Genomic DNA, 17,191 nt, shown 5'->3' with positions numbered 1-17,191 from the left:
AAGCTGCGCATTCGTAGCATCAATAATACTAAATGTATTAAGTAAATGCGCTATTTGAAGCGCAGAAATAGCTAGGCAAAAATTCTGCTATTTAACTGCTCTAGTTGAGGTGCTTAGGATGCACCATGACATTTCTTATATTTTTTATTGCTGTTGCAGGGGCATAAGTCATTCCGGCCTAGTTTCACAATAGGTGTGTCATATAACTCGCCATCGAGGTAGCGCCACAGACTTTCTTCGGTAATGAAGTTAGATCTTTCATGTAAAACATAATGACAGTTGTCTGCGATGTAATGGGCCTTAAACTCCACGATCCCTGATGTTGCTTCTATTACTTCATCGATCACTTCAAGTTTTATAAATCGAGCATAAGCAGCAAACGCAGCTATATCCTCAATGCTATTCTCCGCTTGTTTAGCCTTAGCATAGGTTTTAAAAATGTATTCAGCTTCACTCCTGCAATAAGCACTGTAGCGAGAGCGCATTAATTTTTGCGGACTCTCAGCAGTTTTAGTGCCTTTTACATAAGGCTCACAACACTGTGAATAAGGAAGAGAGGAGTTGCAATAACAAGACATAACAGGCGTATCTTCTGAATTTAAATTTATATCATGCCATTGTAACTTTTTAAGCACGCTGAAAACAGTGGATCGCAACATCAGAGACTGGCAATTCCATTTTGTTGATCCCTTCTACATTTGCGATATCTGTCCAAAGCACGACAGCGGCAAAGTTGCCGTTAATAATTGCGCTCTTTAATACGTACTCTAAGTCATAAATATGTTTTTGTCTGATCACCAGTAGTTTGCTTGCATCAACTGAATTGCTTTCCAGTAGAGATTTGTTTGGTACGTTATCTGGGGCTATAAGCAACGTCCAACCATGCTTATGTTGACATTTATGTAAAACTTTCAGTAACTCCAAGCTTGCGACAATTTCGTCTTCAACATGCACAGCGTTAATCTTGTTTAATGTGCAGTAGGTTGGGCTTTTGGTGGTTAAAAGTGCATTGTTATGTAACATAGTCATCTCACTGGTTATCTATACAGTACACGTATACAGTAGTTTATACAGTGTTTTAATGCAAGAAAAATTGATAACTTTTTGAACAAATTTAGCTTTTAGAATTTGATCTTATATAAAAACATAGTAAAAACAGTGTTTTGTATTTTTTTGGTAAAGCACTAGGTTGATTACGCTTTGCTTAGCAAAGGCATAAGCTAAATGACACTGTTTATTTGTACAGTGCTTTGGTTTGAGCGAAGTAACGTATATCAGTGAGTATGATATAGGCAGCGCTTAGTAGACTTGAAATGAACGGGGCTTTATTGACTAATATGCTGAAGCTGGTGAATTTGCTCGTATAAGGTTGCAGCATAGCACTGGGCGTCGCGAAAGCGTTTTGTGGTTAAAAAGCGTCTGACATCTAGGAGTACTTGCTCTGCGCCTTTGTGACCTTGACTACTGGCTAAACTTAACCAAGCGGCAGCATGAAAAGGGCTTGGAGGCACGCCTTGTCCTTTCATAAATAACAGGCCCAAAAAGAACTGTGCTTTAAGATCTCCAGACATTGCGGCCAACCTCAACCATTTTGCCGCAAGTGGAAATGACTTCTCTTTTAGGTAGTAGAGGCCTTTTTTGAGTGCTTGCGTGTTGTCGTTTAAATCTGGGAACTTTGCGTCTGCTTTTAATGGTGATGTAACAAATTCAAGCACATTCAGCAGTTGCTGTTCTAAATCATGATTTGCTGAGTTGTCAGTGCTATTTTGATCCATATCTTTATTCGCAATAATGTTGATAAGCAGAGTGTAGCTGAATTTTAACTAATTTGTCCGAGTTTTAAAGTGATTCGTGTTAAAATCCAACTACTTGTTCCTTAAATTTGTAATTTTTACTATGCTCGAGCGCTTATTTTCACTGCAAGCTATGCACACTAACGTAAAAACTGAGGTGATTGCTGGCTTAACGACATTTGTTACTATGGTTTACATTGTTTTTGTAAACCCTGCAATGCTAGCTGAAGCTGGCATGGATCATGGGGCAGCATTTGTTGCAACTTGTATAGCGGCCGCTATTGGTTGCTTTATTATGGGATTGTGGGCTAATTATCCACTCGCGCTCGCGCCTGGCATGGGTCTAAATGCCTTTTTTACATATGGTGTTGTACTCGGAATGGGATATTCTTGGCAAAGTGCGCTGGGAGCTGTGTTTATGTCTGGCTGCCTGTTTTTAATTCTCAGTGTGTTCAAAATACGAGAGTGGGTGATCCAGGCGATTCCTTTAGTATTAAAACGCGCAATTGCTGCAGGTATAGGTGCATTTTTAGCGTTAATCGCGTTGAAAAATGCAAAATTGTAGTAGCTAGTAAAGCAACCTTAGTTCAACTTGGTGATATCACATCTCCAGGGCCACTATTGGCAATAGCCAGCTTCTTTGTTATTGCCGCTTTGATGTATAGAGAGGTTAAAAGTGGTGTGTTGATCAGTATTTTGATGGTCACAGGTATTGCTTGGGGTCTAGGGCTCGTCGATTACCATGGGGTAGTGGATATGCCACCCAGTATTGCACCTACCTATATGCAATTAGACTTGAGCGGTATTTTTGAACTTTCGATGCTGAGTGTTGTGTTCGCTTTTCTTTTTGTTGATCTATTCGATACCAGTGGCACGCTAGTGGCTGTAACTCAAAAAGCAGGGTTATCTGATGACCATGGCCGTATGCCTCGGCTTGGGAGAGCGCTGTCGGCTGATAGTACGGCAACCATAGCAGGCTCGGTGCTTGGTACTTCGACAACGACCTCTTATATTGAGTCTGTGTCAGGTGTGTCTGTTGGAGGACGCACAGGCTTGACCGCAGTGGTTGTGGGTATTTGTTTCTTGTTGATGATGTTTTTTGCGCCTTTAGCACAGATGGTTCCAGCGTATGCGACCGCTGGTGCAATCTTATATGTTTCTGTGTTAATGCTACAGAATTTAAAACTTATCAATTGGGATGAAATGAGTGATGCGATCCCCGTCAGTGTTGTGTTGCTAATGACTCCGCTCACTTTTTCCATTGCTCATGGTATTGCACTCGGATTTATCTCTTATACAGCGGTGAAATTAATGTGTAACAAGGCGAATGAGATAAGCATCAGCGTTTGGGTGTTAACCTTGCTCTTTATTGTAAAGTTTGCTTTTGGATAACGTGAGTACGTTCAGCTGTAGCGTTTTCTTGCTAGACGGTGAATGCTACAAAACGCATTAAGGCTTATGAATTAGGAATAGCAACTCGCTTCTTAGCGCCTGTTATTCCTTTCGGTGTTATATCAATTGCATTAATCTTCCAATCAATTTGAAAGATGAAATACTATCTGGACTAGCGTAGGGGAAGGGAGTATTTGAACGAAGGTCGTATTGATGGGCACAAATAGGATAAAAAAGGCTGAACTCTCAGCCTTTAAAATGATTGATTTAGTGAAAAACCTTGTAGCGTTACCACTTCTTTTTGGGGGCGAATAGTACGTCCAAGTCGTCTTTCTCTTGCTCTGCTTTTTTCTTCACCGCAGAAGCATTTGAGGCGCGCAGCTCGCTACTAATTTCTTCTAGGTAGACTTCAAGTTGTGCCTTCTTTTCTTTAACGTATTCATCCGTATAAGACACCGCGCAAATGGTTGCATAAGCTTTTTCAAAGTACTGACGTGCGGAACCTACCATGTTGGCAGTCCGTGCTGAGAGGCCTCGCTTTATCTGGCTTTCAACATTTATTCTTAGTTGAAAGTGCTCTAACCTACGGTCTTCGTTAACGAATAATTGTGTGTCAACTTTGCCTTTACTGTGCTCTGAACGCAGTAGCTGACGAAGTTTCTTAATGCCTTGCACCAAAGAAATCAGTTGTTTGTCATTGTCTGGTAATGCAATAGAGTCGGTATCTGCGGTTTTCTCTGGTGCCGTATTTAATCGCTCTTGAGACTCATTCAAGCGGCTCTTAAGCTCACGAGATGTAGGTGATAGCTCAACCATGATCGCCAAAGCATCATGCACTCGGCGTTGAATGATTCTAATCATGGCCTCAGACATCGGAATATTACTGCTATTCATAATGACGTCTTCAGCTTCTTCGATAACTCGCTTTTGTTTCGTAAGTTCTTTACGTCTTTCTGCTTCTTGTTTCTCTTTATGTTGTTGGATCGCGCTCACCCATACAGCAATAACGATAAGTGCAACAATCAACATTATTATAATAGAAACAAACATACTGAAATCTCTTTCATGTAACCACCTGTGTAATGTTTTTATCTTACATGAATTCACGCTATTCTGAACAGGTTTACGACAATAACCTGTAAAAAAGATAGATAATTCATTATTTTTTAGTATAGCTGATGACAGAATGAGCGGTTAGTTTTAATCAGACATAATCCCTTTAAGGTGCTTGGTGGCACAGGTGTTGTCCAGATAAAGTTAGCGGGTGAGCAAAAATGGCGTGGTATTAGTACCTAGCAGCTACCTCATTTTTGCCAAATGTGCTAGCCTACAAGATGTGTCGTGTCGGGCAGTATTAACCGCTTTGCGCTAAACTCGCTAATATAGGCGGCTTCGCTATGAGCTGATGCTCAATATCAAGAGATCATAAGAATAAAAGCAATATGAAATTACAACAATTGAGATATATCGTCGAAGTGTTGAATCACAACCTGAATGTGTCAGCGACGGCGGAAAACTTATATACCTCGCAACCTGGTATTTCGAAACAGGTTCGTATGCTTGAAGACGAGTTAGGGGTGCAAATTTTTGGTCGTAGCGGTAAGCACTTAACGCACGTTACCGGCGCGGGCAATGAGATTATTAATATTGCACGTGAAATACTGAGTAAAGTCGAAGGGATTAAAGCGGTAGCAAATGAGCATACTTTGCCAGACCAAGGCAAGCTCAATATTGCAACTACACATACCCAAGCTCGCTATGCTTTGCCGCCAGTTATCCAAGGGTTTATGAAAAAATACCCTGCGGTTTCTTTACACATGCATCAAGGCACTCCACAACAGATTTCAGACGCCGCAGCGCGCGGTGATGCAGATTTTGCTATTGCGACGGAAGCACTTCATTTGTATAGCGATTTAGTGATGCTGCCTTGTTACCACTGGAATCGTAGTATTGTTGTAGCCAAAGATCACCCGTTGGCACAAAAGGGTAGCGCATTGACGGTACAAGATGTTGCTAAATACCCATTAATCACCTACGTTTTTGGCTTTACGGGCCGCTCGGAATTAGACAAGGCATTTAATGCTCACGGACTAGAGCCGCATATTGTATTTACCGCCACGGATGCTGACGTCATAAAAACCTACGTTCGTTTAGGGTTAGGTGTTGGCGTATTGGCGTCGATGGCCTTGGACGAAAAAACAGACAGCGATCTGGTGTGTATCGATGCAAGTCACCTATTTGAAGCGAGTACTACAAAAATTGGTTTTAGAAAAGGCAGCTTCCTGAGAGGTTACATGTATGATTTTATCGAGAGGTTTGCGCCACATTTGACGAAAGACGTTGTTGAACGAGCGAGTTTACTGCGTAATCAAGACGATATTGATAAGCTATTTGAAGGGGTTACGCTCCCGGTAAAATAATACCAATCCGCATTAAGGCCTGCTCAATTTAAGGGAGTACACTTGGTGCTAACGACGTTAAAAATTTATTTTTTAGAACAACTAAATCGCAAAATTTTTGCTGTGCCTACCTGGATGTAGGTATCTTGGCGATAGCAAGGGGCGGTAGCGGTGTTACCGACAAAATTTCCTTGCCTCAAATAGACCACTTAGTTAAGTAACTTGGTATAAGCACAATAAAAAAGGCCGATGCCGGCCTTTTTTATTGCGTGTATTATTCGTAAGGTAATGGGTCTGTCGCGTTATTCAGCTCAAACGCCTCTAAGCGTTCTTGACAAGCGCCGCACTTACCACAAGCCTTTTCACGGCCATTGTAACATGTCCAAGTGTCTGAATAATCTAATCCCATCCTTAAACCATCGGTAAGAATATCAATCTTGGAGTTGTTAAGGTAAGGGCTTACGATTTCAACAGCATCATAATTGGCGATCCTGCACACATCGTCCATTTTTCTCACGAACTCAGGTCGACAGTCTGGGTAGATTGCATGATCGCCAGAGTGGGCACCATAAAATACCTTGTTTGCTTTGAGTGATACAGCATAACCAACGGCCAGAGAAAGTAAGATCATATTTCGATTTGGCACAATGGTGCTTTTCATGCTTTCTTCTTCGTAATGGCCTTCCGGTACATCAATGTCGTCGGTTAAGCTCGACCCTGCCAATAACTGATTAATTGCGGAAATATCGACAACCTTATGAGCGACACCGAGTTTTTCGCATACATTTGCTGCGACCTGTAACTCTTTTACATGCCGTTGACCATAGTTGAAAGATAACGCATAAACTTCATGTCCTTCGTTAATGGCCTTGTTTAATACGGTGTAAGAATCCATTCCGCCGGAATAGATGACGACAACTTTTTCGCTCATAGGTGTTTTGCCTCGATTTTGATAGAGGTTTACTTCAGGGCGCGATATACTACACGGCCGCAGGATAAATGACAATTTTCTCGCGGTATTTTTCGACAACTTTATCTAAAAACACGGGGCCATTTTGTACAAGGTTAACGAAATATTTGAAACAATTCAGGGTGAGGCTAGCTTCACGGGGACACCATCGATCTTTTTACGTTTGCAAGGTTGTCCAGTAGGTTGCGCTTGGTGTGACACAAAACAAACGTGGGAAACGAAAGACACTTTTATTGTTTCATTAGATAACACTGTTGAAAAAAAAGCTGATTCAGAATGGTGGGCTAATGCTAGTGCAGAAGAAATTCTGGCGATTTTTGAGGCACGTGGCTACCAAGCGAAACATGTGGTTATTACAGGAGGCGAACCTTGTATGTTTGATTTGGTGCCACTGTGTAATCTGTTACACGCAAAAGGGTTTAGCACACAAATCGAGACCAGTGGCACGTTCGAAATTCTGGCACCTAAAGAAACTTGGGTGACCGTATCGCCAAAAATTAATATGCGTGGTGGCTACAAGGTATTGCCGTCTGCGATGGCACGAGCCGATGAAATAAAGCATCCGGTGGCAATGCAAAAACATATTGAAGAGTTAGAAGCGCTATTTGCAGAAACGGGTGTTCAGCCTAAACTTGTATACCTTCAGCCAATTAGCCAAAAGGCCAAAGCAACTAAATTGGCGATCGATAATTGCAAGGCTAAAAATTGGCGTTTATCGGTGCAAGTACACAAATATCTTGGGATAAACTAAATTCAAAACGTTGAGAGCAGGCGCTCTCAACCGGAATAAGGCTATTGCAAAGCATGTCTAGCTGCTGAATATCCGTGCTTAGTAACATTCGTTACTTACCATCTCTATCATTCTCTTTGTTTCGCCACTATTTTCAAACTGGTACAAATTACGGTTGATGTCTTGCAGTAAATCACGCCAGTAGGGTTTCTGCTTACTTAATGCAAAATAAAGATGGTTGTATTTAATGGGGGGAGAGACATTTTCAATGCCCCTCAGTAATTCTATTTTTTCAGATCTGGGTAAGTTAGAGTAATTAACGGTAAACCGAAGCACTTTGGGGTCACCAATGACCAGGTTGACTCGTTTACCCACAAGCAACTTAACGAGTTGCAAGTCATCGACGGCTTCTACAGTTACAAACTCTCCATTATCCATCATCGCATCAAACTCTGGAGTATTTTGATAACCTCTTACCACGCCAATAACTTCGTTCTTTACTGAGTTCAAATTCCCGTCAAAGCGGTCTTCTTCACCTCGACGTTTTAAAAAGCCAATTTCTCCACCCGGAAAGGCGTTTGAAAGGGCAAGTAGTTCTCTGCGAGTTTTGTTTTTATGGTTGTCTGATGGGGCTGAATCTTCAATGTAATATTCGGGAAATAGGATATCAGCTTTACCGGTCTCTACCGCTCTTACAGCACGTGCCCAAGGTAAGAATTCAACATAGACTTGATAATCTAGATCGGTTAACAAAGCCACGGCGAACTGGAAAGCCCAGCCCTTATTACAGAGATTAGCGCCAATATAAGGGGGCCAATCTAAAGTGGCAATATGAATTAGTTGCTTGTTGCCTTTCTTGTTGTAGAGGTAACCACCTTGGTACTTTTCGCCAGCCACAAGATGAAACTCGCCCCCCTTAAAATAGGCAACATTTAAGTTCTCTGCGTAGGCTTTACCGCTGAGTATGATGACTAGCGCTACTAATAGGGCTTTAAAGATCATAAGGTTCAGAGTATGTGGCGAATAAATTAAAGTGTAGTGAAGGGAGATGAAATTAAAAGGAATAATTGAAAAAAACAAAGGAGCATTATCGCTCCTTTGTTAATTATGCTTGTATGACAGAGTATTTACTGAACTAATTCTTGCTCAGAAAAGGTCTCTGCGAAAAGTGGACTAGTTAAATAACGCTCAGCTGCACTTGGCAGGATCACAACGATATTTTTATCGGCATTCTCAGGTTTTTCAGCAATACGTTTTGCTGCAACTAAAGCTGCACCTGAAGAAATACCAACGAGAATACCTTCGTCTTTCATCAACTGGTGTGCCATTGCAATTGCATCATCATTAGACACTAGCTCAACGCCATCGATAAGATCTAAGTCTAAGTTACCAGGAATGAAGCCTGCACCAATACCTTGGATTTTATGTGGACCTGGCTTCACTTCATCTCCGGCTAATGTTTGTGTGATAACGGGAGAGTCGACAGGCTCGACAGCTATTGACTTAACGTCAACGCCTTTTTCATTTTTCAAATAGCGAGAAACCCCTGTAATTGTACCGCCGGTACCCACACCTGCAACAAAGTAGTCTACTTTACCTTCTAGTGCATCAAAGATCTCTGGACCTGTTGTTTCGAAGTGGATCTTAGGGTTTGCAGGGTTTTCAAACTGTTGAAGTAGAATATATTTATCTGGGTTGCTTGCTTGAATCTCGTTTGCTTTTTCAATTGCACCTTTCATGCCTTTAGCACCTTCAGTAAGGACTAAATTTGCGCCCAGTGCTTTAAGCAATTTACGACGCTCTAAACTCATCGTATTTGGCATGGTCAGTGTTAGTTTGTAGCCGCGTGAAGCTGCAACAAAAGCAAGTGCAATACCTGTATTGCCAGAAGTCGGCTCAATTAGCTCCTTACCTTCGGTTAACAAGCCAGCCTTTTCGGCTTCCCAGATCATAGACGCACCAATACGGCATTTGACGCTGAAGCTTGGATTACGCGCTTCAACTTTTGCGTAAACGTTACCGCCAGAAACGCGATTGATTTTCACCAGAGGTGTATTACCAATAGTAAGGCTGTTGTCTGCATATACTTTAGTCATTTGTGTTCCCTAATCTAGGTTTACTTTTATTCCATCACTTTACTGCGCATTTCGCAAAACGAAAGGAAAGATTGGCTATAAGATATATCAAATTTGCTTATAGCTAATGGTTATTTAAACTATCTAATTTAAATCAACCAGGCATAACTAAACTTCATAAAAACGGTTTTATCATCTTTAGTAACCTTCGATAAATCATCATCTTGATAACCGTGGTCCGAGTAACCTGCAAAAAATACGGTTTGAGGATTGAGTTTATATGAGTATAGCAACTGTGTGCTGATACTCCTGTAGGTACTGTCAACTTCATCGAGATAATTGCTCTGGTTTCTTGAGATGTCTGTATTGATGATAGCCAATCGTAAGTAACTATTTATATTAAACTGATAAGTGAACCTGATGTCGGTTAAGTTCGCCGTGTATACATCAGCCCCTTGAGCTTTCATTTTTTCATAAGTGTGTCTAAATCTGACCTCAAAGTGTTTGCCTAAATTGACATTAATCACAGGACGGGCAAAGTAGAGATCGCCAAGTCGGTTATTTGCCAAGTCAACTCGGTTACTTTTGCTTAAATTTAGGCCAGCGAACACCCCTGAAAGCGGCTTAAACTCCATATAGGTCCACTGCGAGTTTTCTGTGAATAGGTTAGTGTTACCGTCAATAGCTAGATTTGCTTCGTTGTGTCGCAACCCAGTGCGTTTTCTGTGTTCAACACCAAAATCAATAAAGCTTTGCAGCGGCCCATCAAGCGAAAAGTTAGTTTGCACTTCTTTTTCTAGTAACTCGCCGTTTTCATTATGTGAAATATCCCAATCAGCATACCAACGAGCACGGTTCCACCAGGTATCCGCATCACCATACCAACGGTATTCTCCGCCGAATAGGAACTTATTAAAATCAACCTGAGTCATGAATCCCATGTCGGTTCTTAATGCCGCATCGCGGGCTTGGTAACTCGTAAATGCCTTCCAGTGTTTGCGGTTATGTTCGTAATTTAGATAATAACCAACGCCCCGTTTATCTTCGCCAATAACGCGTAGAACACTTTCTGTTAAATCGCACTCTGACAACGTGCTATCACACAAAGACTCTGCAAACCTTTCGTCATATTCAGTATCGGAACCTGCCACTTGTAATTCGAATGTATCGTTTTTAGTCGGTTTGTACTTAGCATCAATACTGGCAACTTGGTTTTGGTAGTCTTCACTTTGTCTATTGGTGGACGTTACGCCAATGGAAAGAGACTTATTCACGTCACGGCGATATCTGAGCGCCATGTTTTCACTTTTACGCTCAAGTGTCACCACATTCGACCCTAAGTTGCCAGGAATTACAACATTGAGTCTTTCGTCATTGGTAATGAAGCCCGCAAAGGTGTGACCGTTTTTGTTTCCTGTTAACTTTACGCCATAATCCGGTGCGGAAATATTGCGAGTGTGGATAAGGTTTAGGTGTGACGAAAAATAGTCTGAGTTATCCAAAAAGAACGCGCGCTTTTCAGGGAAGAATAAACTAAAGCTATTATTTACACTTAGTTGACCCGTATCGGCTTCTACTTGAGAAAAGTCAGGGTTTAGGGTTGCGTTAAGTGTGGTATCGGGTGTGATGGCCCATTTGATGTCTAAGCCAGGTTCCATATTGTTATCGTTTTGCCAAGGTTGCGGCTTACCTTTTTCAATCTCTCGAGTTTCTTGGCGATTGACTACTAAGGTAGGGATAACGGCAAGGTCGCTTCCTTGCTCAGCTTTAGCGAATCCTTGGTATTCTGGCATCTGACAAATCCAACAGGTGTTGGCATGTTGCAATTGCATGCTAGAGATCCTCAGGCGTTCGTTCCTTGGAAGAAAGCGTAAGAACTCCATTGACATGGTTTTACTATCGCTAGAGTCATTAAAGTTGAGCACTCGAAGGGGGATTTCGACCTCGACGATGTAACCTTCATCGGTTATTTTTCCCACACTGTCCCAAATACCATTCCATGAGCTGTTTTCGCTTTTTGTTAACTCGTTTTCAATCGAGTCTTGCTGAACTCCCAGAGGGTTAATAAAAAATTGATAGGCGCTTTGGGCGTTGTTAAATGAGTCAATTTTAATACCGACTAAATCGTCTTCCCATGCTCTATCTCTGTCTCGATAAAATGCGCGGATAGATTCAGGAGTTGACTCCTTTGCATCAAAGGCGACAAATAGAGAGCGTCCATTTTCATAAATGTAGGCTTTGGTTTTTACAGGGCTTATCTTGTTTTCATATGGCCAGGTGACATTATCAATATCAATTTCTAGGGCATGTTGCCAAATCGCCGCTTCAATAACGCCATCAATTTTTGCGGAACGTTCGATAAAGGGGATCTTATTGGGGGCTAAGGCTAGTGCTTGAGTTGACAATAATATTGTTGTGAAAGAGCAGGTTAGAGCTTTTAGCATAAAGGTGAATATAGGTTACAGAGACTTTGTACTATTTATTAGATTATACGCAATAACGAGAAACAATTTGTTTTCGTTGGGTTGCAATTATTTACGTTAGATGACCAGTAAGTATACATAAAATGTACAAATAGATTTATCTCTATCGAATTAATAGCAAAACGGGTCAAAAACATGTTAAAACAACGCCTTTAAAAAATCAGCTAGGAAGTAGTTATGTCTCTTATATTGAAGCTGGTGGCGGGTATCGTTGCCGGTATGTTGGCTGGGCTCTATATGCCAACGGTGTTTGTTGAGCTATTGTATACCTTTAAAGTGATCATTGGGCAATTGATTAGCTTCACCATTCCTCTGATAATCCTGCTTTTTATCGCTTCTGGCATAGCAGGTTTACCAAAGGGATCGGGTCATTTACTCGGTAAAACGGTCGGTTTTGCTTACGGTTCTACGATTATTGCCGGAACCTTGGCATTTCTACTCGTCAATGCCTTTATTCCGTTTTTTGACGGTGGTGTTGCATATCAAGCGGTTGAAGAGTCTAAGCTGAGTAGTTTTATCAATATTGAAATTCCACCATTAATGGGTGTAATGACTGCACTGGCGACGGCATTTATATTTGGTATTGGTATGAGTCAATGTGGCTTGACTAAACTTAAGGGCGTTACCGACGAAGCAAGAGATGTGATCGATGCCTTATTGGCTAAGGTGATCATCCCTGTATTGCCTTTATATATTGCTGGTGTTTTTGCAGAAATGGCGGTTGCAGGCACGGTGTTTGATACGTTAAGTACATTTGGCGTAGTGTTACTGGCCGCAGTGATTATGCATTGGTTGTGGTTAAGTACTCTGTTTATTGTGAGTGGATTACTCCTAGGTAGAAACCCAATTGAATTAATAAAAAATATGCTACCTGCTTATTTTACAGCGATCGGTACGATGTCTAGTGCAGCAACTATTCCTGTTTCTTTGCGTGCGAGTAAAGCGAACAATGTAAACGAAGAAGTGGCTAACTTTACTGTGCCACTGTGCGCCACAATTCACCTTTCTGGCTCTACGATCACTATCGTAACTTGTGCAATGGCTGTAATGTTATTGTCTCCAGAGATGGTGGTGCCATCACTTGGCGAAATGTTACCTTTCATCTTTATGTTGGGCATTGTCATGATTGCGGCACCAGGTGCACCGGGTGGCGCGGTAATGTCGGCGCTTGGTTTGTTGACAAGCATGCTTGGTTTCAACGAGGGAGCCGTGGCGTTAATGATTGCACTATATTTGGCTCAAGATAGCTTTGGTACCGCATGTAATGTAACAGGCGATGGTGTTATCGCGCTTTGGGTTGATAAATTCTCAAAACAAAGTTAACTACTAGGGCCCGTTGAGTTTTCAAGTTTTTTTGTAGCAGTTTGATTGGTATTTATATAAGGCGGAGCCTGCGTAGCATAGTTATTCTATGTGAGTCAGGCGATAAAGACTTTGTGCTCCTGCAAAGTCACCTTACCCCACATCCTTGTGGGGCAACACAGAAGAAATGCCAATCAAGCGCTGCCCTTCGGGTTCACCTGAGTGTGGTTTGTTCATTGTTGCTCAACTTTTGCTTAGATTACTAGGCGGCAAGTCGAGCGCCGCGACCAAAGCATACTCAGGGAAACAAAAATCAAACAGTAAAGGGCAACAGGACCTAAATGGCCTCGGCGTATTCTTAGTGATGCCGTGGCCATATTTAAGTATTCTGAATAAATAATGACCAGTAATATCTAGAATAAATTAACAATTTAGTTAATTCATATCAAAATTGTATTTTTCTCTTGTTTCTGTCGTTATGCTTTTAAAGAATATGTGGTAATCTCAAGCCTCTGGAAGTAAGGCTATTGGTTGCTTTGCTCCGTTTACCAAATATATGTAGAGGGTGTGCCATTGATTAATGTGCTTTTAGTTGATGATCATGAACTTGTCAGGACTGGCATTAAACGCATTTTGGATGACGTGCGTGGCTTTAAAGTCGTCGGAGAAGCGAAAACCGGTGAAGAAGCGGTTACTTTTTGTCGTCAAAGCGAGCCTGATATTGTTTTGATGGACATGAACATGCCTGGTATTGGTGGATTGGAAGCGACTAAAAAGATTTGCCGTTACTGCCCTGATGTTAAAGTCATTGTGCTTACGGTGCATTGTGAAGACCCATTCCCAAGCAAAGTAATGCAAATTGGTGCCCATGGTTACCTCACTAAAGGGGCGGGCCCAGATGAAATGATTAATGCAATTCGAGCGGTAAATTCTGGACAGCGCTATATCGCACCAGAAATTGCGCAGCAAATTGCCCTGGCGCAATTTAGTGGCCGTAATGATGAGAATCCATTCCAATCTCTATCAGAAAGAGAGCTTCAGATCATGCTAATGATCACCAAAGGTGAAAAAGCGCAAAATATCGCTGATAGACTAAATCTGAGCTCTAAAACCGTAAACAGCTATCGCTATCGAATGTTTGAGAAGCTAAATGTTAGTGGCGATGTAGAACTAACCCATTTGGCTATTCGCCACAAAATGATCGATATTGATAGCAGTCATTAAGCTCTTTTTTAAATGACTGAATTTGATTATAAGCCTTTTCTAAAAACGTTAACGACAGAGCCTGGTGTGTACCGCATGTATGATGTGGATGACCAGGTTATCTATGTTGGCAAAGCCAAAAATCTCAAAAAGCGCGTTTCAAGTTACTTTCGAACAAATATTACCGACAGTAAAACAAGAGTGTTAGTCAGTAATATAGATCACATTGAAGTGACTTTGACGAACACCGAAACCGAAGCGCTACTCCTAGAAAACAATCTGATAAAAAAATACCAGCCCAGATATAATATTCTTTTAAGGGATGATAAAAGCTATCCATATATTTTCTTGAGTGCGCATCAGCATCCAAGGTTGGCGTTTCATCGAGGAAGTCGAAAGCAAAAAGGAGAATACTTCGGGCCGTTTCCAAGTAGTGCCGCGGTTTCAGAAAGTCTCCGTTTAATGCAGAAGATTTTCCCTGTAAGGCAGTGTGAAGATGCTTACTACCGAGCACGCAGCCGGCCTTGCTTACAGTATCAACTTAAAAGATGTTCTGGTCCGTGTGTTGGTAAAGTGGCGGACGATGAATATCAAGAGCAAGTAGCAATGGTTCGTCAGTTTCTTGCTGGGCGTTCGCAGGAGGTAATTGCAACGCTGGTGGAAAAAATGGAGCAAGCTAGCCTTTTACTCGACTTTGAGAAGGCGGCCAAGTACCGCGACCAGATAGCCTTACTCAGACAAATGCAAGAGCAGCAATCTATAGCTGGAAATTTCGTGGAATTAGATGTGATAGGCTATGAGCAAAGAAATGGATTGGTTGCAATTCACGTATTGATGATCCGAGAGCACAAAGTATTGGGGACAAAAACACACTTTCCAAAAGTGCCAAAAGATACTTGTGCGGACGAAGTGCTGACTTCTTTTTTAGGTCAATACTATATTTCTACTGGTAATCACTCTCGAATAGCAAAAGAAATCGTTCTGCCCTTTGAGATTGAAGAGAGTGAAGCATTAGAAGAAGCTCTAAGCCAAGTATCCAAACGCAAAGTGAGCTTGAAATCTAATGTCCGAGGTGAGCGTGCTCAATACCTTGCGTTGGCAAATAAAAACGCACAGAACAGTATTGAAGTAAAACAAAGTGCACAAGACTCAATTACCAAACGATACGCTAAGCTTAAAGCGGTACTGGGGCTATCTGATATTCAAAGAATGGAGTGTTTTGATATCAGCCATACGATGGGAGAGAATACAGTTGCCTCTTGCGTTGTTTTTGATGGACAAGGACCAAATAACCGAGAGTACCGAAGATATAATGTAACTGGGATAACACCTGGGGACGATTATGCGGCGATGGACTTTGCTTTAAACAAGCGTTACGGAAAAATGTCGGATGAAGCAAAAGTGCCTGACATTATTTTTATCGACGGCGGTAAAGGTCAGCTAGGCAGGGCTGAATCTTTCTTCGCGGACTGGCAATTGAATAAAATGCCAATTTTGATTGGTGTTGCAAAAGGAACAAGTCGTAAACCAGGCTTGGAGACATTGCTGATTGACGGTGGACGCAAAACGGTAAACGTTGAAAGTGACTCACCTGCACTTCACCTGATCCAACATATTCGAGATGAGTCTCATCGATTCGCAATTGCAGGTCATCGAAATAAGAGACAAAAGCAAAGGACGCAGTCAGTACTTGAAGAAATCGAAGGGGTAGGGCAAAAGCGACGTCAGGCGCTACTTAAATTTTTAGGCGGTATGCAGGGGGTTAAGTCTGCAAATATACATCAATTAAAGCAAGTTCCTGGGATCAGCCCTGAAATGGCTGAAAAGATATTTAATCATTTGCATGACAAAGCTTAAGCAATCATGCGAACATAGAAAAAAAGACAATACCAAGTAGTTATGTGGAATATTCCAAATACGCTCACAACATTTAGATTGCTACTCATACCTGTGTTTGCGGTCGTTTTTTATTTACCTTATTCATGGGCGTTCTTTGCCGCCGCTTTTATTTTTTGGCTAGCTTCTGTTACAGATATCTTAGACGGTTATCTTGCCCGTAAGCTTGAACAATCAACACCATTTGGTGCTTTCCTAGATCCTGTAGCTGATAAAGTTATGGTCAGTGTTGCGCTGGTGATCCTAGCGACACATTATAACGATTACTTTATTACGATTGCGACACTGGTCATTATTAGTAGAGAAATAGTCATTTCGGCATTACGTGAATGGATGGCTGAGCAAGGTAAAAGAGGCCGTGTTGCCGTATCTTGGCTTGGCAAGTTTAAAACCGCTGCACAGATGCTCGCTATTATAGGACTCATTTGGCAGTTTTCGGATTGGATGACCTTACTAAGTTATGCACTTCTTGCTATCGCAACCTTGCTGACTTTGGTTTCTATGATCCAGTATCTATATGCTGCGAAAGGAGAATTGACTAATTCTTGACTTGTTTAGTCTATAAACTCAGCGGTTTAGATAAAAAATGAGCAAACGGTTAAAAACATTCATTTTTTATGTTGACGCGTTCAAGAACTTCTGTAGAATGCGTCCGTGTTGAGAGGGCAGTATGTCATCTAAATGAAATTTAGAAGGCACTAACCTAGCAAATAAATGTTTAACTTTTGCATGACAAGTCAAGCAGAGTTTAAACATTGGAACGCGAGTATAGCTCAGCTGGTAGAGCGCGACCTTGCCAAGGTCGAGGTCACGAGTTCGAACCTCGTTACTCGCTCCAAATTTGCGGCGGAATGGCAGAGTGGCCATGCAGCGGATTGCAAATCCGTCTACCTCGGTTCGACTCCGGGTTCCGCCTCCATTTCTCAACACTCCACATGCGAAAGCAAG

General features: G+C 41.7%; 14 protein-coding genes, 2 tRNA genes and 1 pseudogene. 9 read left to right on the top strand and 8 right to left on the bottom strand.

All coding sequences use genetic code 11. The features are described 5' to 3' along the window. Positions 1-113: 113 nt before the first annotated feature. The 3 genes from CEX98_RS13200 to CEX98_RS13190 all read right to left on the bottom strand — a co-directional run bounded on the left by CEX98_RS13200 (position 114) and on the right by CEX98_RS13190 (position 1,775). Positions 114-635, bottom strand: coding sequence for a YchJ family protein (locus CEX98_RS13200; RefSeq protein WP_347337906.1), 522 nt, complete (start codon positions 633-635; stop codon positions 114-116). Then, positions 628-1,023: a hypothetical protein gene (locus tag CEX98_RS13195; RefSeq protein ID WP_099642525.1), complete on the bottom strand. Its 396-nt coding sequence runs from the start codon at positions 1,021-1,023 to the stop codon at positions 628-630. Before CEX98_RS13195 ends, CEX98_RS13200 begins: the two co-directional genes overlap by 8 nt. Before the next feature lie 302 nt (positions 1,024-1,325). Then, a complete protein-coding gene (locus tag CEX98_RS13190) occupies positions 1,326-1,775 on the bottom strand; it encodes a tetratricopeptide repeat protein (protein ID WP_099642524.1) in 450 nt (149 codons plus the stop codon). A 121-nt stretch (positions 1,776-1,896) separates the two neighbouring features. On the opposite strand from CEX98_RS13190, the pseudogene CEX98_RS13185 reads away from it, so the two are divergent. After that, positions 1,897-3,185: pseudogene (locus CEX98_RS13185) on the top strand (NCS2 family permease). Positions 3,186-3,473: 288 nt separating this feature from the next. Here CEX98_RS13185 and CEX98_RS13180 read toward each other — a convergent pair. Further along, positions 3,474-4,235, bottom strand: a complete 762-nt coding sequence (locus tag CEX98_RS13180; protein ID WP_099642523.1) for a hypothetical protein — start codon at positions 4,233-4,235, stop codon at positions 3,474-3,476. A 392-nt stretch (positions 4,236-4,627) separates the two neighbouring features. Between CEX98_RS13180 and cysB the strand changes: the two genes are divergently transcribed. Continuing rightward, positions 4,628-5,605 (top strand): HTH-type transcriptional regulator CysB, encoded by a 978-nt coding sequence (gene cysB, locus CEX98_RS13175; RefSeq protein ID WP_099642522.1) that lies wholly within the window; start codon positions 4,628-4,630, stop codon positions 5,603-5,605. A 253-nt stretch (positions 5,606-5,858) separates the two neighbouring features. Here the strand turns inward: cysB and queC are convergent, their stop codons facing one another. After that, entirely contained in the window at positions 5,859-6,515 is a 657-nt protein-coding gene (gene queC / locus CEX98_RS13170) for a 7-cyano-7-deazaguanine synthase QueC (RefSeq protein WP_099642521.1), read from the bottom strand. A gap of 124 nt (positions 6,516-6,639) precedes the next feature. On the opposite strand from queC, the gene queE reads away from it, so the two are divergent. Continuing rightward, positions 6,640-7,305: a 7-carboxy-7-deazaguanine synthase QueE gene (gene queE / locus CEX98_RS13165; protein WP_099642520.1), complete on the top strand. Its 666-nt coding sequence runs from the start codon at positions 6,640-6,642 to the stop codon at positions 7,303-7,305. A gap of 78 nt (positions 7,306-7,383) precedes the next feature. Here the strand turns inward: queE and CEX98_RS13160 are convergent, their stop codons facing one another. The 3 genes from CEX98_RS13160 to CEX98_RS13150 all read right to left on the bottom strand — a co-directional run bounded on the left by CEX98_RS13160 (position 7,384) and on the right by CEX98_RS13150 (position 11,803). After that, a complete protein-coding gene (locus tag CEX98_RS13160) occupies positions 7,384-8,286 on the bottom strand; it encodes a substrate-binding periplasmic protein (RefSeq protein ID WP_099642519.1) in 903 nt (300 codons plus the stop codon). Positions 8,287-8,411: 125 nt separating this feature from the next. Further along, entirely contained in the window at positions 8,412-9,380 is a 969-nt protein-coding gene (cysK, locus tag CEX98_RS13155) for a cysteine synthase A (protein WP_099642518.1), read from the bottom strand. Between the two features lie 128 nt (positions 9,381-9,508). Further along, positions 9,509-11,803: a carbohydrate binding family 9 domain-containing protein gene (locus tag CEX98_RS13150; RefSeq protein WP_099642517.1), complete on the bottom strand. Its 2,295-nt coding sequence runs from the start codon at positions 11,801-11,803 to the stop codon at positions 9,509-9,511. A 216-nt stretch (positions 11,804-12,019) separates the two neighbouring features. On the opposite strand from CEX98_RS13150, the gene CEX98_RS13145 reads away from it, so the two are divergent. The 6 genes from CEX98_RS13145 to CEX98_RS13115 all read left to right on the top strand — a co-directional run bounded on the left by CEX98_RS13145 (position 12,020) and on the right by CEX98_RS13115 (position 17,162). Beyond that, entirely contained in the window at positions 12,020-13,165 is a 1,146-nt protein-coding gene (locus CEX98_RS13145; RefSeq protein WP_099642516.1) for a dicarboxylate/amino acid:cation symporter, read from the top strand. Between the two features lie 552 nt (positions 13,166-13,717). Continuing rightward, positions 13,718-14,368, top strand: a complete 651-nt coding sequence (gene uvrY / locus CEX98_RS13135; protein ID WP_099642514.1) for a UvrY/SirA/GacA family response regulator transcription factor — start codon at positions 13,718-13,720, stop codon at positions 14,366-14,368. Positions 14,369-14,380: 12 nt separating this feature from the next. Further along, positions 14,381-16,204: an excinuclease ABC subunit UvrC gene (gene uvrC, locus CEX98_RS13130; protein ID WP_099642513.1), complete on the top strand. Its 1,824-nt coding sequence runs from the start codon at positions 14,381-14,383 to the stop codon at positions 16,202-16,204. Between the two features lie 42 nt (positions 16,205-16,246). Then, positions 16,247-16,792, top strand: coding sequence for a CDP-diacylglycerol--glycerol-3-phosphate 3-phosphatidyltransferase (gene pgsA, locus CEX98_RS13125; RefSeq protein ID WP_099642512.1), 546 nt, complete (start codon positions 16,247-16,249; stop codon positions 16,790-16,792). A gap of 213 nt (positions 16,793-17,005) precedes the next feature. Beyond that, positions 17,006-17,081: transfer RNA gene (locus CEX98_RS13120), tRNA-Gly, on the top strand. A gap of 7 nt (positions 17,082-17,088) precedes the next feature. After that, positions 17,089-17,162, top strand: a tRNA-Cys gene (locus CEX98_RS13115). Positions 17,163-17,191: the final 29 nt, after the last annotated feature.

Source organism: Pseudoalteromonas piscicida (genome assembly GCF_002744175.1).
GTDB lineage: Bacteria > Pseudomonadota > Gammaproteobacteria > Enterobacterales > Alteromonadaceae > Pseudoalteromonas > Pseudoalteromonas piscicida_B.
This window is presented reverse-complemented; position numbering and strand designations above follow the sequence as displayed.

Bases quoted from the DNA above. Each gene is read 5' to 3' on its own strand.
- CEX98_RS13195 (WP_099642525.1), bottom strand. From the start codon at position 1,023: ATGTTACATAACAATGCACTTTTAACCACCAAAAGCCCAACCTACTGC.
- CEX98_RS13190 (WP_099642524.1), bottom strand. From the start codon at position 1,775: ATGGATCAAAATAGCACTGACAACTCAGCAAATCATGATTTAGAACAG.
- CEX98_RS13180 (WP_099642523.1), bottom strand. From the start codon at position 4,235: ATGTTTGTTTCTATTATAATAATGTTGATTGTTGCACTTATCGTTATT.
- cysB (WP_099642522.1), top strand. From the start codon at position 4,628: ATGAAATTACAACAATTGAGATATATCGTCGAAGTGTTGAATCACAAC.
- queC (WP_099642521.1), bottom strand. From the start codon at position 6,515: ATGAGCGAAAAAGTTGTCGTCATCTATTCCGGCGGAATGGATTCTTAC.
- CEX98_RS13160 (WP_099642519.1), bottom strand. From the start codon at position 8,286: ATGATCTTTAAAGCCCTATTAGTAGCGCTAGTCATCATACTCAGCGGT.
- cysK (WP_099642518.1), bottom strand. From the start codon at position 9,380: ATGACTAAAGTATATGCAGACAACAGCCTTACTATTGGTAATACACCT.
- CEX98_RS13150 (WP_099642517.1), bottom strand. From the start codon at position 11,803: ATGCTAAAAGCTCTAACCTGCTCTTTCACAACAATATTATTGTCAACT.
- CEX98_RS13145 (WP_099642516.1), top strand. From the start codon at position 12,020: ATGTCTCTTATATTGAAGCTGGTGGCGGGTATCGTTGCCGGTATGTTG.
- uvrC (WP_099642513.1), top strand. From the start codon at position 14,381: ATGACTGAATTTGATTATAAGCCTTTTCTAAAAACGTTAACGACAGAG.
- pgsA (WP_099642512.1), top strand. From the start codon at position 16,247: ATGTGGAATATTCCAAATACGCTCACAACATTTAGATTGCTACTCATA.